A 23074-nucleotide genomic window follows, 5' to 3' on the forward strand; every position below is an offset into this window, starting at 1 on the left:
AAAAGGGTGCTTTATTTATTTTTAAGATCGTTGCTCTTTTTCACGAATCGTAACCGAATCTGTCAAACCATCTACTTCACTCACGACTACTGAGACAATCTCATTACGAGAAGTGGGAACGTTTTTTCCGATGAAATCTGGACGGATCGGCAATTCTCTATGCCCGCGATCAATTAAGACTGCAAGTTGGATCAACTGTGGTCGCCCTATGTCGATTAGTGCATCCATCGCCGCGCGAATCGTTCTACCTGTAAACAATACATCATCTACAAGAATTACTCTTTTCCCAATGATATCAGGGATTGCTGTCTCTCGAACATGAGGATGCTCGCTCTTCTCAGAGAGATCGTCACGGTACAACGTAATGTCCAATTCACCAATGGATAACTCCTTACCTTCGATTTGCTTGATTCTCTCAGCAAGACGCTCAGCCAGCGTTACACCACGCGTCTTTATCCCGACTAGTACCATATCTTCTACGCCTTTATTTCGTTCTAATATCTCATAAGCGATTCGGGTCAAGGCCCGACGGATTGCCGCCTCGTCTAAGATGACTTTTTCCACATTTATCCTCCTTCCGGGCAAAAAAGATGCTTCTTGTCCTAGCTAGACAAGAAGCACAAGTGGACAAACGCCACCATTTCATATCCGTGCCCTTGCCAGCCTCTCTGGACTGGATTTAAAGGTTCTGATCTTCCCTACTCATTATGACGAAGTTTGAGTGGCCTGTCAAACGAATTTTAGAGAGTATGTTTTCGCAAAGTTCACTTTCATCATATGCTCGATTACCTTCTCTAAATACGTTTCATCCAAGGTCGGATACACAAAGTGAATCTGCTTCAAGTAATGACGAGTTAGAGAGGAATCAACTTGAACCCAAGTATTTGGATCCGTATTAGCATGTTGCCCGTACGCTACTAATCCAGCAAGAGCCTCGCTTCTCTCGCTCTTCAAAATCTCTCTAACCAATTCCTCAGCTTCCTCAGTACTCGGAATCTGGACATCAATCCCAAGATGATGGAATGCATTACATAACTTTTCGCAAGGTACTTGGCGATGATGAAAGATGTGGAACACCCGATTGGCTGCTTCTTTCGTCCGAGCAATATTTACGATCGCCCGGGCACAGATATCAACTGGTGTAAATTCAATCGATTGACCTACCATTTGTGGAATAATCATTTTCATATCCATAAAAGACTTAAGCGTGAGGTAGAACATATTTTCATGGATATTCTCTTGAAACACACCATCGGTCATTCTACCTGTTAGGTTACCAACCCGGTAAATAGAAGCGCTCAGTCCTTTTTCCATCGCATCAAAAATCACTTTCTCCGCTTCAAATTTACTTCGCACATAGACATTATCCCGGTAGTCTTGTCCGATGTAAAAATCGCTTTCTGTGAATATAGGTGGTTTCTTGGACCCCTCTACAATCAAACCCGAAACGCTAACCGTTGAAACTTGATGGAATGAAATATCATGTTCTAGGCAAAACGATACTGCATGTTCTACACTTTGTACATTTGTCAGTCTAAACTCTTCATACTCTCCAAAATGCTTTACCAATGCCGCTGTATTGACAACCGTATCTACTGTTTGACATAGGTTTTCGTATTCATTAGACCGGAGTCCAAATTTTTCACTGGTCAGGTCTCCTTTGAGAATATGGACTCGATCTAAGATACCTTGCTGTTCTGCACTGAGCAGATCTGGGAAATAAAAACGAATCTTATCTCGGAATCGTTTCTCTGCTTCTTGTCCATCCACACCTCGTACCACACAGTAAAGGGTAGCAGAAGTCGTCACTAACAGCTCATGAAGGATATGCGCTCCTAAGAATCCGGTTGCACCTAGTAATAAGATGTTTCGCATTACACGCTTATCGCCACTTAGCTCGATTTCAGATAAAGATACCCGTCGGTCGGTGGTTATTTCGGAGAAAGATGGTTCCATTTCTGACGGCACTTCTAAATCCCCTGCCACCTTACGGGCCATTTCCTCAATCGTTTTCAGCGCATAGAAATCTTTGATACTTAGATCCCAGCCGTATTCATAAACTCCACCTAAAACCTTGATCATCGAAAGCGAATGTCCACCTAAATCAAAGAAGTTATCCTTGACCCCTACTTGCTCTAATCCTAGTACCGTTTGCCAGATAGTAGCTAGTTTCTCCTCGATCTCATTAGAAGGCGCGATATAATTCACATGACTATCCATCGATAAATCAGGTGCAGGAAGAGCACGGTAATCAATCTTCCCATTAGCAGTAGTAGGAAGTTGATCCATTTTGACAAAGTAAGGGGGAACCATATAATCCGGAATCATCGTCTTCAGGTAATCACGAAGCTCATATATCAAATGCTCTTCTTCCAGCACGACATATCCACAAAGGTATGATACATCTTTGTCATTTCTCGCTATGACCGTGGCATCCTTTACAGCAGGATGGGTAAGTAAACCATTCGTAATCTCACCCAATTCGATTCGATATCCCCGAATTTTCACCTGATCATCGATCCGTTCCATAAACTCAATCGTCCCATCAACCAGCCATCTAGCACGATCCCCGGTTCGATACATCTTGGTTCCCGGAAGAAAGGGATTATCCAAGAATCTTTCTTCCGTCAGATCAGGTCTCTTCCAATAACCTCGTGCGATTCCTTCTCCACCAATGTAAATCTCACCCGGTATTCCAATTGGCTGGAGCTTTTGATCTTTATTTAAAATATAAATCTGCTTGTTCACAATCGGCTTCCCAATCGATGGTTTCATCTCTCCCGGTTTACATGCTCCAACCGATGCATCGACTGTCGTCTCAGAAGGGCCATAAGCATTTAAGAACGTCCGATTTTCTCCCCAAGTTTGAACCACATCACTTGTAAGGACTTCACCACCTGTACTAATCGTATGAAGGCGAGGTAGTTCTACATAAGGTAATTGCTTTAAGAAGGATACTGGAACAAAATGAATAATGGTTATCTCTTTTCTCTTCAACCAATCAACTAATCCTAAACCAGAAAGCATAGTCTCCCTACTTGGGATAAAGAGACTGGCACCCGTCAACAAGGTATAAAATATATCTCCTACTGAGGAGTCAAAGCTAATAGAAGCCAACTGCAATACTCGCTCCCCGGCTTTAATTCCGTAGGCTCTAGCATTCAATACTAGATTCATGACCGCCTGATGCTCGATCATAATTCCTTTAGGCTTACCCGTTGAACCCGATGTATAAATGATATATGCCAAGTCATTTGCTTGATTAATCGGCTCAAGGGTCCGTGACTCCCCATTATAAATCGTTGCTTCATCAACGAATACAATCTCCCCACGATATGTGGTTGGCTTTTTGATCCCTTGCTGAACCAACAAGAGTTCCACATCACAGTCATCTAACATGTACTCAATCCGGTCTTCTGGATAACTAGGGTCAATCGGAAGATAAGCTCCACCTGCTTTTAAAATCCCAAATACCCCTATCATCATCTCCAAAGAACGATCTACCATCAGCCCCACTATTTTTTCACGACCCACACCGCGTGATCGAAGTCCGTAAGCTAGTTGATCGGCACGTCTGCTCAGCTCCTGAAAGGTTAACTCCTCATCTTCATAGACAACTGCCACCCGATCCGGATATTGTTTCACCTTTTCTTCAAATATCTCCACAATCGTTTTCTCTTTGTCATAAGGTACCATCGTATCGTTGAAACTTTGAAGAATCGCTTCTTCCTGCTTAGGAAGCATATGTAACTCCCCGATTTTACTCGTTGGATCTTGACATACCTGACTCACAAGCTCCACCAAATGACTCGCCATTCGCTCAATCGTTTCGTGTTTAAATAGATTCACATCGTACTCCAAACGGAAACAGAGCCTTTCTCCTTCTTCTACAGCATCCAAGGTAAGATCGAATTTGGCTATGCGGTACTCTTGCTCATAAGGGGAAAGTCTACTATCATCTAGTACGATCTCCGGAATATCGATATCTTGCATCGAAAACATCGTATCAAAGAGCGGATTCCGACTAAGATCCCTTGGTACATCTATTTTTTCAACCAATTCCTCAAACGGATAATCCTGATGCTTGTACGACTCTAGTGCATTTGCTTTTACTTCTCCCATGAACTGAGCGAATGTTTTTTCACTGCTAGGATAGTTTCGCATCGCCAGTGTATTCACGAACATCCCAACCATATTCTCCACATCAGCATGAGGCCTCCCGGCAATCGGCGAGCCCACAATGATGTCTTCCTGCGCACTATACTTGTGAAGTAATGTAGTATAGATAGCTAGGAGCGCCATATACAACGTCGAATCTTGCTTACGAGCTAACTGCTTCAACTTGTCCGTCGCTTCTTCACTTAACTGGATCTCCACCACGGAACCTTCAAAACCACGGACCAGCGGTCTCGAATAGTCGGTTGGTAGATTTAGCACAGGAAGCTCTCCCTCCAATGCCTCAAGCCAATACTTCTCTTGTTTTAATGACCAGTCAGTTTCTTGTAACCCCTGTTGCCACATCGCATAATCTTTATACTGAATCCGATGCTCAGGCAACTCTTCCCCTTTATAAAGTTCCATCAAGTCGTGAAAGAGTATGCTCATCGAAATACCATCTGAAATAATATGATTCATATCCAATAAAAAGAGTGCTTCATCTGCCGATAACGTAACCCATGAAGCCCTTAGCAACGGAGCCTGACTTAAATCAAATGGACGCAGGAATTCTTCTACCACTTGCTTCGCTTCTGACTCTGATGAATCGATCCGTATCATAGAGAAAGGGACTTCTGCTGCAATCACTTGGTGCGGTTTTCCTTCTATCATTTTAAACGAAGTTCGGAGCGATTCGTGCCTCTTAATCAACTGACATAGCGCTTCTTCCAAACGACCTACATCCAGACTTCCTTTCACACGCATCATCATCGGCATATTATAGCTAACCGAATCGGGGTCCATTTGCTGAACGAGATACATCCGTCTCTGAGCAGAAGAAACTGGGTAATACTGCCTGCATTCAACTGCTGGGATCGAAGTGTACATAGATGGCGCCGTCACTTGAATCTGTTTTGCCATATCTTTTAGCATAGTAGTTCTAAATACTTCTTGTAATGGGAACGCCACTCCAAACTCTCTTTGAATCTGAGACACTAATCTCATTGCTTTTAGTGAGTGTCCGCCTAAGTCAAAGAAGTTATCCTCTATTCCTATCTGCACCACCCCCAAGACCTCTTGCCAAATGCCGGCTAGTCTCGCCTCTGTTTCATTGGTTGGTGCCACATAGATATGGGACTGGCTCGTTTGATCTGGTTCTGGCAATGACTGTACATCAATCTTGCCATTTACAGTCAGCGGAATTTCCTCCATCGCAACAAAAGCAGACGGAATCATATAGCCCGGTAAGCTTTGCGATAAATAAAGTTTGAGGTCCTCCCAATTTTGATTTCCTACTACATATGCACATAGATAGGGTTGCTTATTTGAATCACTTCGAGTGATTACAACCGCCTCTTTTATAGCTGGATGCGATAAAAGTTGAGAGGCAATTTCACCTAATTCAATTCGATAACCGCGAATTTTAACTTGGTTATCGGTGCGACCTAAATATTCGATTTCTCCATTCGGCAGCCATCTCACGAGATCCCCCGTCCGATACATTCTCTCTCCTGGTACAAACGGATGATCGATAAACGTCTTCGCGGTCAACTCTGGATTATTTAGATACCCTCTCGCCAATCCATCCCCAGCGATGCACAGTTCTCCCGCTACTCCAATCGGTTGAATCTGCTGACGGGAATCAAGCACATACACACTTACATTATCAATCGGTTTCCCAATCGGTATATTTACCATCTGTTCATTTACTGTGTAAGCTGTCGTAACGACTGTATTTTCCGTTGGACCATAGCTGTTTATCACTTTATAATCCTGCGGTATATGCTTAGTCAGCTTATCGCCACCGGTAAGAAGAATACGTAAAGACTGATTCTTCCATTCCATAAAATGCTCGCAAAGTTGTGTAGGTAAAAAACTGATCGTGATTCGATTTTGCTCAAAATATTGATTTAATTGATTTAGATCAAGGCGCATTTCATCTGGAAGCATATAAATTGCTGCTCCGGAGATGAGATAAGGAAAAATCTCCCACACAGAAGCATCAAAACCAAAACTAGCGAATTTAGCCGTCCGATCTACCTCGGTCACATCGTACTCTCGATTATGCCAACACGATAGATTGACCAATGAACGATGTTCGACCAACACACCTTTCGGTTTTCCAGTAGAGCCTGATGTATAGATCACATAAGCTACATTCTCAGATGTCACTCCACTCACGGGTGCAATCGTACTCTCGATCGAAATCATCCCTTGATCTCGATCTAAACAAACTACGTCTAGTTCTTCCGGCACCCACCCTCGTAACTCTTCCTTTGTAACCAATACTTGAACGCCTGCATCCTCCACCATATATAAGAGTCTACTTTCGGGATGTGTAGGATCTAGCGGAACATACGCTCCTCCTGCTTTTAAAATCCCTAAGACACTCACAATCATCTCCAGAGATGGCTCCACACACAAACCTATTAGCGATTCTGAACCCATTCCCTTCTTCTGCAAATAGTGAGCTAATTGATTCGCTTTTTGATCTAATTCGCGATATGTGAGCTGCTGTTCTTTATATACAACGGCTACATTCTCTGGTGTGCACTTTACCTGCTTTTCGAACAGTTCATGAATCGTACTTTCTCGCGGATACTCTGTTTGTGTACAGTTCCAATCCTCCAATAGCTGCCTTTGTTCTGACTCAGGAACAAAACACGCTTCCGAAATAAGACCATCTGGGTGATCCAAGAAGGAGCGAACCAATTGGTCAAAATAAGTAGTGAACCTCTTTACTGTATGTTCATCCAGTACATCACGATTATATTCAAAGTGGCAACAAATGCGCTCTTCCTCTTCTTCAGCGTGAAGGGAAAGGATAAACTTTGGATTTTGTTTTTCTATTTTGATAGGTTCAAACAATAAACCATGCACATCAAATAAATTAGTAGCATTTCCCAGAGTAATGGCTCCATTTTGTTTCCACGCTTTTTGTAGTACAAAGACAGTCTGAAAAATAGGATGATGACTATTATCTTGAGTTGATACACATTCCTCTACCATCTTAGAAAAAGGAAAGTCTTGGTATTCAAGAGACTGATCCATTTCATCACGCACACGATGCAGTAGATCACGGAATGAATCTCCTGCGGAAAATTGAATTTGAATCGGTAGCATATTAACAAAATAACCTGCTGTCATCCGAAAGTCTTTCTTTTTTCGGCCGAATCGTGGTGTCCCGATCACGATATGTTCTTGACCCGTTAATCTATATAGTAAAACGGAGTAAAGAGAAAACATGACGGTATTGACTGTAGTATGAACCTTTTGACAAAAATCACGTAACTGCTGTGTGGTGTCTTCCTGTAACGAAAATGAAAATTCACTACCCTGTTCAGGTGGCGTAGAATGAGGGTTTGGATACGTTGGTAAGCTTAATACAGGGAGCTCATTTGAGAGTTTCATTTTCCAAAAGCGAGTCGCTGCTTCTCTCTGTTCACCTAAAACAACATTCTTTTGCCAAGTAACAAAATCGGAATATTGGGTCATTACAGGATCTAGATGTAATTCAGACCCTTCACAAAAATGTTGATAGAATAAGCCAACTTCATCTAGCATAAGTGAAAGGGTCCAACCATCTATAATCATATGATGACAGACAAAGAGCAGAATATACTTCTCATCTGAAATACGAAGCACACGAATTCTACAAGCTACACCTTCTTCTAAAACAAATCGCCTACGAGCCTCTGACGAAAAATAATTTCGTAGAAGCACATCATCTGCACCTTCCATATCCAAATACTCGAAATCGACAATAGGCTCACGATATACCTTTTGTACAGGTTCCTCTTCTAAAACAAAAATAGACCGAAAAACCTCATGCCTCTTCATAAACTCAATGAAAGCACGGCATAAGTTTTCGACATCCAATTTCGCATGTATATACCAAGCAACTGATTCGTTGTATGTAGAATGATCAGAGTTTACCTGATAATGAATAAAGATTAGCTTTTGACCTTCTGATAAAGGATATTCCTTTATAAAATCTTTATGAGACATCAACCATTCCCCCTTAATTTTATCAGATAACTGTAGATTTAATACTATAAAATGTTTATAACATTAGGCAATTTAATCCCCTTATCTACATTACCTATCACAGAGTAACCACCACTCCATTCCCCTTTAATACAGAGAAGCGTCAGTCATTTGATTTTACCCCCACTTTAAACCCCATCAGATAGTAGCACATATAGAACCACTTTACAACCAATTATATATTTTATTATATTATTTTTAATTTGTATTTAATATTTTTTCTTGATTGCTTAATAAATTTATAAACACATAGGCCATTTCATCGTTTCCGATGAGTTATTTTTGAGTCTGTCAATTAACAGGGAAATCCTTTAATATAAAAATAGGAGTGATTTTCCATGAAAAAACCATTTTGGCTTCTTTTTTCTGCAGACGTACTTGTCGTGTTAGGTGAAGCGATTGGGCTTTTTTGTATTGAAGTTCTTCTGTTCCAAAAGACTGGTTCAACAGGTCTAATGGGGAGTCTCGTTTTCTGCTTTGTACTCCCTGAAACAATCCTGCGGTTACTTGGGACAGGCTTTATTGATCGTTTTGATCGGATTAAGTTAATGAGTACATTAAACATGATACGCGGCGTGGTGATCGGTGGGCTTGGTATCTCTTTATTCATGGGAACCTTTCACATCTGGCTATTCTTTATTGCCGCTATGATCTTAGGCTCTTGTGCTGCTCTATTTTTACCTGCTGGGATGGCATTAATCCCTAATTTGCTCGAAAAAGATCAGCTAGTACGAGGGTATTCGTTGCTAGAGTCGTTTTCCTCGTCCGCCCGCGTATCAGGCCCTTTAGTCGCTTCCTTTTTTATCGCATGGTCAGGTGCAGAGTCTGGGATGTGGATTTTTGCCGGAAGTGTATTTTTGGGGAGTATTTTAATTGGATTCATTAAAAATCCATCACAAGAATCCTCAGAAAAACCTACTAAGAATTCTACAATATCCTTCGCACAAATTAAAAAAGACATCGGGGAAGGATTTTCATTCTTCCGTCAGATCCCTGCTTTAACCGTGGTTATGCTTTTAGCGGCCATTACTACTATGGGTATGGCTATGTGGTTTATGTTACTCGTCCCCTACGGACAAAAGGTTTTACACATTAACTATACACAGATTAGTTTACTAAGTTCCTTATTTTTTGTAGGAATCATCTGTGCAGCTATCATAACTGGATGGATTGGAAATGTGCACTCGCGAAGTAAATTCATGATGGGAAGCTTGATTTCCACGGGCATTTTTACCTGTCTCATCTCTTTTACGACCAACTATTATCTTGCCTTATCTCTCTTTTTCTTACTAGGAATGACCATGCCTTTCTTTAATACTCATAGTCAGTCTATTTTCGCTCAGTTAATTCCTGATAGCCACCTCGGTCGGGTGATGTCTGTTAGACTTCTACTCGGACAAGGCTCTATTCCGCTCGGAAGTTTAACAGGTGGATGGATCTCAGAATGGTTCGGTACCCCGTCTATTTTCTTTATAGCAGGTGCTCTTTCCATCATAGCAGGTATAATCGGTTTATTGATTCCTTGGTTAAATCAAATTGATGGGAATTTAGATGAGTTAGCTAGTGAGATTAAGGAGAAGTTTGCTCCTCTTCCTGTACAGGAGAAGGAGACCGCGTAGATATGGATGGATCAACCTATCCTCTATAAGAAAATGGAATTTACTATAATGCATTAAGCGTTTTTTTACTACCCAAAGAAAAGAAAGAGGAGCAATCCTATTCTTAAAGTGTGTTTAGGAAGCTCCTCACATATTTTTATTCGGAAGATGTACAAAAAACCCCTTGGAATACCTCGGCGAAACGGTGTAAACGCCAAGGATCTACTCCATCAAATTTTAACAGTTCGTAACTGACTCGGTGTTCGTACAGGTATCGGCACCCGGACCAGCATCACCATTGTCGGTACCACTCCCACCATCAATGATGTCGTTATTACCGTTAGTAAGTGGTGTAAAATACTGATTACCATTTTTGACATCGCCATAAATGGTATCATCTCCTCCTCCACCATTAATCGTATCACGCAAAGCATTAACGGTAATCAACGCCCCTGTTAGCGTTTCAAAATCACCATAGATGGTATCATTACCCTCGCCACCATTAATTGTGTTGAGGCCATCATTAACCAATGTTGTTAGAGCATCAACAGTAAAATTCTGGCTCCAACCATAAATGGTATCATTACCCGCTCCACCATCAAGAGTGTCATCACTAGACCCTACATCGATTACAGCTGTGGCTATATGGAAATTGATGACACCACCTGTAATAATATCATCACCATTTCCACCTTCTATATAGTCTGAACCAGCGAGAGCGCCTACAGCAACAGCAGAGTCATAGTTATAAAAATCCCCCATGAGTAGATCGTTCCCGTTTTCACCAAAAATGCGGTCATTGCCAGCTATTAAAATAGGTGAGGCATTTTCGGATTCCCCATAAATCGTATCGTTACCCTCACCACCACAGATGCGATCATTCCCAACTAGCCCGTAGATAGTGTCATTACCAGCAAGCCCGACGATTACATCAGCGCCAGTAGTACCCGTGATTATATCATCCCCCGAAGTACCTACAATCGTGGCAGATAGTCCATCGCATGTGTACGTAGATACGAATTGTGCATGAACTGGAGCTGAAAAAGCAATTGAAAAAATGAGTATCAACGAACCAAGCACAGCAGAAGAATAAGATCGAACTTTTTTCAACATTAAGATATCCCCTCCCTTTAATAAAATATCTATTCAATTAGTTAATAAATATATCTTGAATTAGAAAAGAAAGGGATATCTCTCTACGTTAATCGAACATCTTGATTCGGTAGCAGTTGAACCCATTCACTACCGAACCACACAACTCCTGTAATCCCGACTAGGAATAGGAGAAATAAAACGTCCCACTTCCCAAGGGAAAGTTTGTAGTAGTAGGTTCGTTTCTGGTTTCCTTTGAATCGTTTCGCTTCCATAGCTACTGCGATTCGGTACGCACGGCGGATGCTTTGGGCAAGAAGCGGGACGGCGTAGGCAGATAGCTTTCGCTTGAAACCTTTCCAGCCCTTTCCTGGCGAAAATCCACGCACTTGATGGGCCATGCGGATCATTTGAAACTCGTCCCAAATGATCGGCAAGAGACGAATGGAAGCCATAAAACTATAAGCAAACTTAGATGGAAAATGGAGTTGTTGCATCAACGAGTAAAAAAGGCGAACAGGATGGGTAGTGCATACAAAGATTAACCCGATTAATCCAAAAGTAAGAGCACGAAAACCGAGGTGAACCCCTCGATAAAAGCTTTCTTCAGATACACGAAAGATCCCCCACTCCCACCAGAGCGTACTTCCTTTGCCGTATAATGCCATGGTTAATACGGAACTACAAAAGAGGAGAAAAAAGGGAAGAAAAAATAAGAGTGCAACCTTTTTCGAAACTCCTGTTCCAAAGGCAAAGCAAATCAGTATTACAATTGTAAGGAGTAGCATTACATTTAGATTATGAATAAATAAAAGCGAAATCAAAACTCCTAATGATAATAGGAGTTTGACACTAGGATTTACTCGATGAAGCCACGTCTCTCGCGCAATTCCCTCCATCTCCACACTCCTTTCCGTCCTCTTCATCGGAACTCACCTTCAGCAAGCAACCTTCCTCGATCCACCAGATTCGATCTGCGTAGTAACGGGCGATTTCCTCACTATGCGTTACCATTACGATAGTAGTACCACCTTGACGAAGTCGCTCAAGCCAATCCAGCAGTGAAAATGTATTTTGGGCATCTAATCCAAAAGTCGGCTCATCTAGCAATAGGATTTGATGTCTTCCATGAATCGTCGCACAAACACTTAATCGCCGTTTTTGGCCTATTGATAGTTGATACGGATGTTTCTGTCGATGTTCCCATAGCGCAAACAGCTCGAGGCGTTCCTGTACAACTCGATTAATCTCTTCTTCAGAAGGATTCTTCGAAGTTTGTCGAATAGTATAGGCAACTTCATCCCACACTGTACTCGCGACAAATTGCAATTCTGGATTTTGAAAGACAAAACCAATCTCCTGTAAATCATCTTGTACGATTGGTGATCCTTTGTAGAGTAGTTCTCCTTTGGTTTTTAATAATTGACGAATTCCCTGGAGTAAGGTGCTTTTCCCCGCCCCATTCTTCCCCATCACAGCAACCCATTCACCTTTTTGCAGATCAACATGATTGGTATATAACTTCACATTTCCCGAGTGAAGCACTTGGAAATTTCTTAATGAAAGCAAGGGAGAGTCTGCTTGATCGGAAATCTTTTCATCGGAACGATAAATCAACCGATCTTTCCAAATACCTGGATACCAGATACCATATTCTCTTAGCTGCTCCTGATGATTAGCCAAAACTTCCTCTTTTTTTCCGTCTGCTAAAATCGTTCCATCGGGACGAAATAAGACGATACGATCTATTACATCCAGCATCTGTTCAATCTTATGTTCCACGATTAGTAAGGTTTGCTCATCTGGGAGCTGACGAATCGTTTCCCACACTTGATTGGTCCCTTCCAAATCTAATAAAGCAGTTGGTTCATCTAAAAATAGCACCTCTGGCTGAAGAGCCATCGCAGAGGCGATCGCCAAGCGTTGTTTCATCCCTCCAGAAAGTGTATGGATTGGAGTATGTACATCTTCCAAGTTAAGTCCGACAGCAGAAACGTATTTTTGGATTTGAGCTGGCATTTCCTCTCTCGGAACTTGCAAATTTTCTAATACAAATGCAATTTCTTCATCCACACGAGTCATACAAAATTGACTATCTGGATCTTGAAATACAACCGCTGATGATTCAGGTACCATCACTTGCTCCGCTTTCATCGGGACATCTATCGTGTGCGGAATTAACCCTGCCAACACTTGAAGCAAGGTCGACTTCCCACAACCAGACGGGCCTAAGAATAAAATTTTCTCCCCTTTTTCGTATTGAAAATGACAATCCCGAAAAAGAAGGCTTTCATCACCTGGGAATTTTAGCCGAAGCTTATGAACCCCGTAACCGCTCTTAATCGTCAAGTGATCGCACATCCGCCTCTGTACTTCCTCTCACGAGTCCCGTAACACCTGTCTTTTCTAATGCTTTTGCAAGCCCATACGCGATAACACCTGCAATCAGTACCGACCCCACAAAGCGTGCGGTAAAGAATAGTCCTAAATTCCACCATACCAATGTATCGATATAACCCTGGAAATAATCAAACACAATCGACCCCGTACAAGAAGCAATGGCCGCTAAACTAACAACCAACACATTTGCCTTTTTATAACGGAACAAAGCAAGAATCAGTTCAGCAAGTAAACCCTGAATCAAGCCATATAGTAACGTTGATAAGCCCCATTCACTTCCCATAAGAAGTTCACCTGACGATGCTGCAGTCTCAGCTAGTAGCGCAACTCCTGGCTTTCGAATAATGAGAAACGCGAGGGGTCCCGCCATAAACCACATTCCATATAAGAGTTGATCCATGTGTAAACCAAGTGGTTTTACAGCCGAGTATACAGGGCTCCAAAGCTTATAAATAACACCAAACACAAGTGATATTACGATCGTTACTAGGATATCTGTAAGTTTTAATCCTTTTTTCATGAGTGTCTCCTCTTTCTGTGTCTTTAAATCTGTTGATAGTTGAGTACTGTTTCCACAGCTTCTCTCATCCGAACTGCCGCAGACTTAGGATCAGGTGCAGATAGTATAGAAGATATAATAGCAAATCCGTCTACTGCATCAGGTGGAACCCTTTTTATATTCTCTTCCGTAATACCACCGATCCCAACGATAGGGATACCAATCGCTTTTCGGATGGATCGTAAGGTATCGAGAGGAAGCGGGATCGTATCGGGCTTGGACGATGTTGGGAATAAAGCTCCTACACCTACATAATCGGCACCTGAACTCTCAGCCTCTAAAGCCTCTTCCACACTGTGGACGGATACCCCAATCTTAGTCCTAGATCCCACGATTGTCCTTGCAAATAGAATTCCCTTATCCTCTTGACCAATATGTAACCAATCTGCATTCACGGCGCGAGCTATCTCCACACGGTCATTGATAGCAAAGGGAATTTGATAAAGACGACACAGCTGTCTCACTTGCAAAGCTTCTTCGATGAATTGATCATCCGTTATCTTCTTTCGTCGAAGCTGAACACAAGTGATCCCCCCTTGTATTGCCTTTTCTACACGTGACAAAAGATCAGGGTACTCATCGGTGACAAGGTAAAGTCGAAGATCATGTGCTAGTGCCGCCATATACCTTCCCTCCTTGATCCCAATGATAAAAATGATGAATGGGACTATGACCATCTCCAATAGGAAAAGCATGACAAATCGCTTGAAATACATATTCCTTCGCCTTGGCTATTGCCTTCTCTATCGGCTCACCTAATGCCAGATACGCCGCAATAGCAGAAGACAGGCTACAACCGGTACCATGCGTATGTGGGGAATCAATACGGGGATGGCTAAATTCCCTGCCTGTGGACAAGATATCAACAGCATCTCCATTCAGATGTCCACCCTTTAACAGCACCTGTGTATTCATTTTTTCAGCGAGTTCTCTAACCGCTTGTCTCATTTCTTCTATGGAAGTGATATTATACCCCAGCAACTCTTCCGCTTCAGGCAAATTTGGCGTGATAAGCGTTGCTATCGGAAGGAGAACACGCTGCAACGTATCAATGGAGCCCTTCTGTAATAAAGCATCGCCAGACTTCGCAATCATGACTGGGTCCAATACTATATGAGGCGGTTGATTTCGCTTTATGCTATCTGCAATGACACCCATAATCTCATGATTCGAAACCATCCCAATTTTTACAGCATCTACTCGGATATCCGAAAATACCGCATCCAATTGCGACTTTACTACATGTGCATCGATCTCTTGAATCGCGGTAACCCCCTGCGTATTTTGGGCGGTCACTGCTGTAATGACACTCATGCCGTATGTCCCCAGTGCAGAAAAAACTTTCAAATCTGCCTGTATTCCTGCTCCACCTCCACTATCACTTCCAGCAATGGTAAGGACATGCTTCCTCTCCACATCTCATCCTTCCCTTCACATAACAAAAAAGCCGCACCTAGGAGGAGCGACTGGTCAATGTACGAGTCTACTCCACTTCCCTACGCTAGTATCAACTAGATCAGGTTCAAAGGGTCCGGGTTTCTCCCGTCTCAATCGCCTTGATTCCCCTAGTGGTTCAATCATATGTTATTAGAATGAAACAAGTTCAAAATACCATATTTTCATTTTATCGTCAAATTTTAGAGTGTGGATATTCTAACTCCCCATGGTATTCCGTGAAAATAACAAGTACACTTAAAAAGGAATGACGTTATTGCTCCGATTTGAGGTGACCTCTTGGCACAAACGATACTAGATTTTTTCTCCACCCTTGGTTTATGGGGCATCCCACTTAGCTTTTTCCTTACTGTCCTATTAAATTTGGCAGGTTTCGTCCCCTCCTTATTTGTAACCGGAATCAACATCGTTCTTTGGGGCCCTTGGTGGGGTTTCTTATTATCATGGTTAAGTGAATTAATTGGATCTTCCCTTGCATTTTGGCTCTATCGAAAAGGCTTTCAACAGTGGACGGGGAGGAAAAAAGACGATTGGCGTTGGATACAAAAATGTAACTCTCTCCCTAGGCGCAAACAACAACTTACCCTCATAACAGTCCGATTAGCTCCTTTTTTTCCGTCAGGAGTTATCAATGTAGCAGGCGCATTTACTAATGTCCGACTGTTTGATTTCATCTGGACAACTGGCATCGGTAAAATCCCCTCCATCACACTGGAAGTAATCACATTCCTCGGGTTTCAACAACTTAGTCAAACGTTACAATGGACCATTCTAGGTTTAGTAGTCGTTGGGACTCTCTTATGGTATTTAAACAAGAGGAGGAAAAACAGACTTGCTAACACCTCTTAAAAAGAGGACACTTAATTTGTATGCTTAGATTATACATCTACTGATATCTTATAAAGGAGATACAACATGTTAAAATATGCGGCCATTTTACATATGGAGAAACCTGAGTTGAATCTGGAATTTCGTGCAGCGCACGTGGATTATCTTCAAAACTTAGAACAACAGGGAAAAATCTTTGCCAAGGGGCCTTTTACTGATGGTGCAGGCGGCTTGGTAATCTATCTAGCCGATTCTCTAGAGGAAGCTCAAAAACTAGCTGGGCAAGATCCTTATGTATTACAAGGGGTTCGCAGATTAGAATTGCACGAATGGAAAGCATGACTCATTTGTCACTATACAAAAGGAAAAGGGGCTGTCCCTAAAAAAGGTAGCCCTCTATTAAGAAAAAACTTCTAAAAGGAAGGATTCCCTGTCATTTCATGAAAAGGTTGGCTCCTAGGTTTTTTTTCAAAAACCAAAATAGAGTCATAACAGCAAATAGACCAAGTAGAAGTAGTAAATAGATCTATATTTTCTGGCTGCTGATGCCATCCATTTAAGGAATCAATTATATTTTTGGAATAGTTAATAAAATTATCGCTGTGTAACCCTCCACCCATTTCGCTCCAATAGTTGGTGTGAAGATCCTCCACAAGAAATACCCCATTATTCGAAAGAACCGGAAACATTTCCTCGAATGTTATGATCTGCTGATGTATCAAGTGACCACCATCATCAATAATAATATCAAATTCAGGAAGTCCAGGCTTTATTTCCTTCCAAAAATCCCTATCTCCTTGATCACCAATTATGATTTTTATTCGATCTTCCTCTACACATTTACACCGTGGATCGATATCTATCCCATATAAAGTTGCTTGTTCTCCAAAGTAATTTTTCCACATTTGAAGAGAACCACCGTGTTGGACGCCAATTTCCAGAATATTTACTTTCTGATTCACGAAACGTTGAAAATGACGTTCATAAATCTCAAAATAATGATCCCATTTATGGATTAATCGTTTATCATTTGACTCAAAATACGCTTTTAATCTACCCATACTATCTCCCTTCCCTTAGCAAATATATAAATCTCTATATTCTATGAAAATATGAATCAACCGGTTCCTATCAATTCCTCTCCAAAAAAGGGACACAAAAAAACCTTCTGAAGTCAGAAATGAGCTCAGAAGGAGAAGAGTATCATTTTTTCTACACTTGATTTCTTAATTTCCGTAACAACTCTTGAAAATCTTCTGGTGGTTCAGCTTCAAATCTCATAAATTCACCTGTCCTCGGATGTTCGAATCCAAGTATTTGTGCATGGAGAGCTTGACCACCTTCAAAACGTATAGGACTTTTGGAAGGTCCGTATACAGGATCACCCACAAGAGGGAAGTTGATATATTTCATGTGAACCCGAATCTGATGGGTACGTCCTGTTTCCAGTCTACACTCAATCAGAGAAGTATCTTTCAAATGTTCTTTAACTCGGAAATGGGTAACAGCATCTTTGCCGTTATTGTGATTGATCGCCATGCGCTGGCGATGGATTGGATCACGACCGATTGGGGCATCTACTGTTCCGTGCTCATGAGGAATCAATCCATGGACAATCGCTACATAAACCCGTTCTACTGATTTCGCCTTTAATTGATCCACCAAAGAATGATGAGCACGATCATTTTTAGCTAACATCAATAGCCCAGAAGTATCTTTATCAATCCGGTGTACGACGCCTGGTCTAGCCACTCCTCCTATTCCGGATAAGCTATCCTTGCAGTGGTACAACAACGCATTTACTAGTGTTCCTGTATGATTCCCAGCTCCAGGGTGCACAACCATACCTCGTGGTTTATTTACAACAATGACATCTTCATCCTCATACACGATATCAAGTGGGATGTTTTCCGCTTCCACTTGTAACTCTTCCACAGGAGGAACGGAAATTTCCACCGTCTCTCCTGTACGAATCTTATAGTTGGACTTTTTCGGTTCCCCATCTACCTTGATCAAACCTGCACTAATCCACTCTTGCACCCGTACACGAGACCACTCTGGATCATAGGTACTCACCCATTTATCCAATCGTTCTCCAGCACGGTCTTCCTCCACTCGCAACGTTACTATTTCCATTTGTTCGCTCATTTTTTATGCTTCCTTCGTATGATTGGACTCTAATTTTTCTGGGACACGGTTTCTTGGCTCTAATAATATACCAAGAAATAAGATTGCTACTCCTATACAAACTGCACTATCTGCTACATTGAAAATCGCAAATTCATAGGAGCCAAACTGGAAATGTAGAAAATCCACGACTTCACCCATTCGAACACGATCGATATAGTTCCCAATCGCCCCACCTAATACAATCGCATATCCCCACTTCATAAGTGGATGCTCCTTGCGGCTTGCCCATAGGAAATAGATCAAAGCACAAATCACAATAGACGTAACCGTGATGAAAAACCATTTTTGATTTTGTAAAATGCCAAACGCCGCTCCACGATTTCGGTGAGACGTAAGATGAAAAAATCCATCAATAACCGTAATCGACTCCCCCAGTGTCATCTTAGAAGCGACTAGCCATTTTGTCCACTGATCTACCAAAATGATAGTCAATGCTGTGAGCCAATATCTCAAGTGGGTACCTCCCTATTTTAGCACTACAAGCGAGCATACATCCCTGTATACTCGCTCTCCTTACCAAACATTGATAGTGACTACTCCGCTTCTGTCTCAAAGTCAGGATACTCTTTTTCAACAATACTTGCACATCGCTCACATAGCTCCTGATGGTTACTGTATGAATGCGTTCCAACAGTAGGAGAAATGGTCCAACAACGGTTACATTTTTCTCCTTCGGCTACATGAACGATCACTTCTACCTTCTGATCGGCAGGAACTTCCGAAGAGGCAGGTAGAACCTCGACTCCGGAGACAATAAAGAGTTGGTGGAGGTTATCTAAATTTGCTAGCAACTGCGCACTCTCTAGATTTGGTACGATTTCAATTGTAGCGCCCAAAGAGTTTCCGATCAACTTTTCTGCACGTGCTTGTTCGAGTGCTTTTAACACAACGCTTCGAATATCAAGGAATCGATCCCATTTATCCTCTAGTACTTGATCACAGAACGTGCCATCCATCACAGGGAAGTCAGCAAGTTGAACACTCTGCTCGCTCACACCCGGGATATACTTCCATACTTCCTCTGCTGTATGAGGAATAATCGGACTGATCATCACATCTAGAGCTCGTAAAATCTCATACATAACCGTTTGGGCTGAACGACGTTGTAAGGAGTCTGTCTCTTCAACGTAAAGGATATCCTTTAATACATCTAAATAAAATTGGCTTAAGAACACGGTACAAAACGTATGGATACTACCATATACCTGGTGGAAATCATACGTATCATACCCATGGGTAACGGTTTTGATGAGGCTTTGTAACTTAGACAATACATAACGGTCTAGTTCTGTTAGCTGATCATAACGTACGCGATCTTCTGCCGGATCAAAATCCGCCAAGTTGCCTAGAAGGAAGCGGAATGTGTTACGTAACTTCCGATATACCTCCGCTACTTGCTTAATTAGCGGATCTGAGATTCTTACATCTGATTGATAATCAACAGAAGAAACCCATAGACGCAGGATGTCAGCACCATATTGATTTGCCACTTTATTCGGATCGACTACGTTTCCAATCGACTTGGACATCTTACGCCCTTCACCATCTAACACATATCCATGAGAAACAACCTGTTTATAAGGCGCTTTTCCAGTTGTAGCGACAGAAGTGGAAAGGGATGAGTTAAACCAACCACGGTACTGGTCAGATCCCTCGATATACAAATCCGCTGGGAAACTTAGGTCTTCTCTTTGTGCGAGTACAGCAAAGTGACTACTTCCAGAATCAAACCACACGTCCATAATATCCGTCTCTTTACGGAAGCAGGTACATCCACATTTGCTACATTTCTGACCAGCGGGCATCAAGTCGCTTACCTCTTTTGCATACCAAGCAGTTGATCCTTCTTTTGCAAATAGATTCGCGATAAAATCAATCGTCTCATCATTGATATGAGGTTCTGTACAATCTTGGCAATAAAAAATCGGAATCGGCACACCCCATGTACGCTGACGAGAAATACACCAATCTCCTCGGTCCGTGATCATATTGCCTAAACGCACTTCTCCCCATGCTGGCAACCACTCTACATCCTTGATCTCATCCAGCATCTCCTGCCTAAATCCATCAATCGAAGCAAACCATTGTTCCGTCGCACGATAGATGATCGGTTTCTTGGTTCTCCAGTCATGTGGGTACTGATGTTTGATAAAGCTCAACTTAAGCAATAAGCCCTGTTCCTCTAGCAATTCGGATACTTTTTTATTACCATCTTCGTAGAACATGCCTTCAAAACCAGGCGCTTGTGCAGTAAATACTCCACGTCCATCAACGGGGCACAGTACTTCTAAACCATATCGCTGTCCAATAGCAAAGTCTTCCTCACCATGTCCAGGAGCCGTATGAACACAACCCGTACCTGCGTCAAGTGTGACATGATCTCCAAAAACCAATGGAGATGGACGATCATAAAATGGATGTCGGCATACAACTCCATTTAACTCACGGCCCACCCAAGTAGAAACGATTTCATACTCCTCCACTTCCGCTGTCTTCATAACTTCCTCTACCAGTTCAGTGGCTATGATATATTTCTCATTCCCCACTTGAACGGCACTGTACGCAAGCTCAGGATTTAAAGAGATAGCCAAGTTAGCAGGGATGGTCCATGGAGTGGTAGTCCAAATGACGACAAAGGTATTTTCCTCGTCCAAGATCCCATTCCCATTTTGCACCGGGAACTTCACATATATCGATGCTGAGCGTTTCTCTTGATACTCGATCTCTGCCTCTGCAAGTGCAGATTCCGATGTCGGGGACCAATAGACCGTACGCATTCCACGGTAAATATGTCCCTTGCGGGCCATATCCCCGAACAAGCGAATCTGGGCTGACTCATACTCAGGTTGTAAGGTGATATATGGATTTTCAAAATCACCACGAATCGCCATACGTTTAAATTGATCAGCCTGTTTTTCAACAAAAGATAGTGCATATTCGGTACATAGATTACGGAAATCGACCACACTCACTGTTCTACGATCCACTTTCTTTTTCGTCACAACAGCGTGTTCAATCGGCAACCCATGTGTATCCCATCCAGGCACATAAGGCGCGTCAAACCCATTTAAACTTTTATAGCGAACAATAAAATCCTTCAGCGATTTATTTAGTACATGACCGACGTGGATATCTCCATTTGCATAAGGGGGTCCATCATGCAAAATAAACTGAGGGGATCCTTTGCGTTTCTCCTGAACCAAACGATAAATATCAATCTCATCCCACCATTTTTGCATCTCTGGCTCTCGGTTAGGAAGATTCCCCTTCATAGGGAAATCCGTCACAGGTAAATGAATCGTGCTACGATAATCAGCCATCTACTAACACATCCTTTATCTCAGTATCATCATATACAAATACAACACAAAAAACCTTCATCATCCTCTAGGGACGAGAAGGTTTCCCGCGGTACCACCCTAATGGCTCTGATCGTCTAACAGAAACGATCAAATCCGCTCTAACATTCGTAACGTGAATGACACGATCCATCCTACTCTCTCTGACAATTTCGGACGACAGTTCACGGGTGATATTCAAACGAAGACTTGACTGAGCTCACACCAACCCTCAGTTCGCTTAACAAAATCTTATCGCTCTACTTGTCCCGATCAAAACCATTATGGCTATGAGAATATGTTATTCATCATTATACACAGATGTTAGGTATTTGTTAACATCTACAAGGCTATTTCTTCTAAAACATTGCTTTTTTACGCATTTTGCGGGTTCTACGAAGGTTTGGCTCTTGATCTTCTTCCATGTATGTAGAAGCCACCTCGCCAAGCATATGGTTTTCACCCATTTGTGGGAATTCGTTTGCTAATTCGTTAGGAAACTCATTTGGAAACTCATCGTATTCATTTCCAAAACTATTGGCTCCCTCAATCAAGTACTCTTGTTGGGTCTGTGGTTGCTCGAGTGAAGGTGTTACAGGTTGCTCAGCAAATGCATCCAACTGCTTACCTGTCTCTTCTAAGTTTTCCTCTAATTCTTCCAAAGATTCCCAAGAAGAATTATCTAATACATCCAAGTGAGATTGTACCAAAGTACGGAAGCGGGCACGGTAGATCGTAGATTTTTGTTTCAAATCAAGCAATTCGCTGTGAACAGCACGAGCTTTTTGTAGCGCTTCATTGATGATGCGATCGGCATTCTTCTCTGCCTCTTGAACAATCAACTCTGCTTCTTTCTTCGCATTCAAGCGCACTTCCTCTGCCACTTCTTGTGCCACACGAATGGACTTATGAATGCTTTGCTCCATAGAAGCAAGTGCATTGGTATTTGGTTGCATAGCTTGCAGCTGGTTCTGCATCTGTTGTTGCATTTGTTGCATTTGTTGTTGCATCTGTATTTGGTTCTGTGGTGTTGGGTATTGATTTTGTTGTTGCTGTTGCTGCGTCATCATCGGTTGTTGTACTGGATCTACTTGGTATTGCGGTTGAGGTCTTGTCTGACTAAACGCTTCTCCGTCCATAATGCGCTCTAGTTCAGCTTGTAAATCTTCAACCTGTTGTTCCATCTCTAATTTTTCACGAGTCAACAACTCAAAATCTTTAATAATCTGATCTAGAAAGTCATTAACCTCGTCAACATCATATCCACGGAATGATCGTTTGAACTCCTTATTATGAATATCATAAGGTGTTAGTTTCATTACCGCACCTCCTGCGTCTATTTGCTTGCCTTTTCTATTCGACAATATTATCAGATATCCTTCTATTTGACCACCCAATAACCAAAATTAGGT

General features: G+C 42.0%; 16 protein-coding genes, 1 riboswitch and 1 other annotated feature. Of the genes, 3 read left to right on the forward strand and 13 right to left on the reverse strand.

Annotated features, from left to right (window positions below):
* Window positions 1-21: 21 nt before the first annotated feature.
* Both pyrR and BLU58_RS06250 read right to left on the reverse strand, forming a co-directional pair.
* Window positions 22-564 (reverse strand): bifunctional pyr operon transcriptional regulator/uracil phosphoribosyltransferase PyrR, encoded by a 543-nt coding sequence (gene pyrR / locus BLU58_RS06245; RefSeq protein ID WP_093291364.1) that lies wholly within the window; start codon window positions 562-564, stop codon window positions 22-24.
* Window positions 565-729: 165 nt separating this feature from the next.
* Entirely contained in the window at window positions 730-8163 is a 7434-nt protein-coding gene (locus BLU58_RS06250; RefSeq protein ID WP_093291365.1) for a non-ribosomal peptide synthetase, read from the reverse strand.
* Between the two features lie 377 nt (window positions 8164-8540).
* On the opposite strand from BLU58_RS06250, the gene BLU58_RS06255 reads away from it, so the two are divergent.
* Window positions 8541-9821: an MFS transporter gene (locus BLU58_RS06255; RefSeq protein WP_093291366.1), complete on the forward strand. Its 1281-nt coding sequence runs from the start codon at window positions 8541-8543 to the stop codon at window positions 9819-9821.
* Between the two features lie 216 nt (window positions 9822-10037).
* Here BLU58_RS06255 and BLU58_RS06260 read toward each other — a convergent pair whose 3' ends face one another.
* From BLU58_RS06260 to thiD, 6 genes are all read right to left on the reverse strand, one after another.
* Window positions 10038-10910: a calcium-binding protein gene (locus tag BLU58_RS06260; RefSeq protein WP_176786523.1), complete on the reverse strand. Its 873-nt coding sequence runs from the start codon at window positions 10908-10910 to the stop codon at window positions 10038-10040.
* Window positions 10911-10996: 86 nt separating this feature from the next.
* Window positions 10997-11791 carry an energy-coupling factor transporter transmembrane component T family protein gene (locus tag BLU58_RS06265; RefSeq protein ID WP_093291368.1) on the reverse strand — a complete coding sequence of 265 codons (795 nt, stop codon included), beginning with the start codon at window positions 11789-11791 and terminating at the stop codon, window positions 10997-10999.
* The gene (locus BLU58_RS06270; protein WP_093291369.1) at window positions 11745-13253 is read right to left on the reverse strand and encodes an ABC transporter ATP-binding protein; all 1509 of its coding nucleotides are present in this window, start codon (window positions 13251-13253) and stop codon (window positions 11745-11747) included. The genes BLU58_RS06265 and BLU58_RS06270 overlap by 47 nt, the downstream gene beginning before the upstream one ends.
* A complete protein-coding gene (locus tag BLU58_RS06275; RefSeq protein ID WP_093291370.1) occupies window positions 13231-13812 on the reverse strand; it encodes an ECF transporter S component in 582 nt (193 codons plus the stop codon). The genes BLU58_RS06270 and BLU58_RS06275 overlap by 23 nt, the downstream gene beginning before the upstream one ends.
* 23 nt (window positions 13813-13835) lie before the next feature.
* Window positions 13836-14474 carry a thiamine phosphate synthase gene (thiE, locus tag BLU58_RS06280; RefSeq protein WP_176786524.1) on the reverse strand — a complete coding sequence of 213 codons (639 nt, stop codon included), beginning with the start codon at window positions 14472-14474 and terminating at the stop codon, window positions 13836-13838.
* On the reverse strand, window positions 14455-15267 hold the full coding sequence (gene thiD, locus BLU58_RS06285) for a bifunctional hydroxymethylpyrimidine kinase/phosphomethylpyrimidine kinase (protein WP_093291372.1): 813 nt from the start codon (window positions 15265-15267) through the stop codon (window positions 14455-14457). The genes thiE and thiD overlap by 20 nt, the downstream gene beginning before the upstream one ends.
* Window positions 15268-15327: 60 nt before the next feature.
* Window positions 15328-15428: riboswitch (TPP riboswitch) on the reverse strand.
* 157 nt (window positions 15429-15585) lie between these two features.
* On the opposite strand from thiD, the gene BLU58_RS06290 reads away from it, so the two are divergent.
* Both BLU58_RS06290 and BLU58_RS06295 read left to right on the forward strand, forming a co-directional pair.
* On the forward strand, window positions 15586-16155 hold the full coding sequence (locus BLU58_RS06290) for a TVP38/TMEM64 family protein (protein WP_093291373.1): 570 nt from the start codon (window positions 15586-15588) through the stop codon (window positions 16153-16155).
* Window positions 16156-16221: 66 nt separating this feature from the next.
* A complete protein-coding gene (locus BLU58_RS06295) occupies window positions 16222-16476 on the forward strand; it encodes a YciI family protein (RefSeq protein ID WP_093291374.1) in 255 nt (84 codons plus the stop codon).
* Between the two features lie 71 nt (window positions 16477-16547).
* Here the strand turns inward: BLU58_RS06295 and BLU58_RS06300 are convergent, their stop codons facing one another.
* From BLU58_RS06300 to BLU58_RS06320, 5 genes are all read right to left on the reverse strand, one after another.
* Window positions 16548-17195 carry a class I SAM-dependent methyltransferase gene (locus BLU58_RS06300; protein WP_093291375.1) on the reverse strand — a complete coding sequence of 216 codons (648 nt, stop codon included), beginning with the start codon at window positions 17193-17195 and terminating at the stop codon, window positions 16548-16550.
* A gap of 151 nt (window positions 17196-17346) precedes the next feature.
* Entirely contained in the window at window positions 17347-18270 is a 924-nt protein-coding gene (locus BLU58_RS06305) for an RluA family pseudouridine synthase (protein WP_093291459.1), read from the reverse strand.
* 15 nt (window positions 18271-18285) lie between these two features.
* A complete protein-coding gene (gene lspA, locus BLU58_RS06310) occupies window positions 18286-18777 on the reverse strand; it encodes a signal peptidase II (protein ID WP_093291376.1) in 492 nt (163 codons plus the stop codon).
* An 80-nt stretch (window positions 18778-18857) separates the two neighbouring features.
* The gene (ileS, locus tag BLU58_RS06315) at window positions 18858-21644 is read right to left on the reverse strand and encodes an isoleucine--tRNA ligase (protein WP_093291377.1); all 2787 of its coding nucleotides are present in this window, start codon (window positions 21642-21644) and stop codon (window positions 18858-18860) included.
* A 66-nt stretch (window positions 21645-21710) separates the two neighbouring features.
* Window positions 21711-21948: a binding site (T-box leader), on the reverse strand.
* A 73-nt stretch (window positions 21949-22021) separates the two neighbouring features.
* Complete coding sequence (locus BLU58_RS06320; RefSeq protein ID WP_093291378.1) at window positions 22022-22981, reverse strand: DivIVA domain-containing protein; 960 nt, start codon at window positions 22979-22981, stop codon at window positions 22022-22024.
* Window positions 22982-23074: the final 93 nt, after the last annotated feature.

The sequence above is a fragment of the Thermoactinomyces sp. DSM 45892 genome (genome assembly GCF_900107305.1).
In the GTDB taxonomy this organism is placed as follows: domain Bacteria; phylum Bacillota; class Bacilli; order Thermoactinomycetales; family Thermoactinomycetaceae; genus Baia.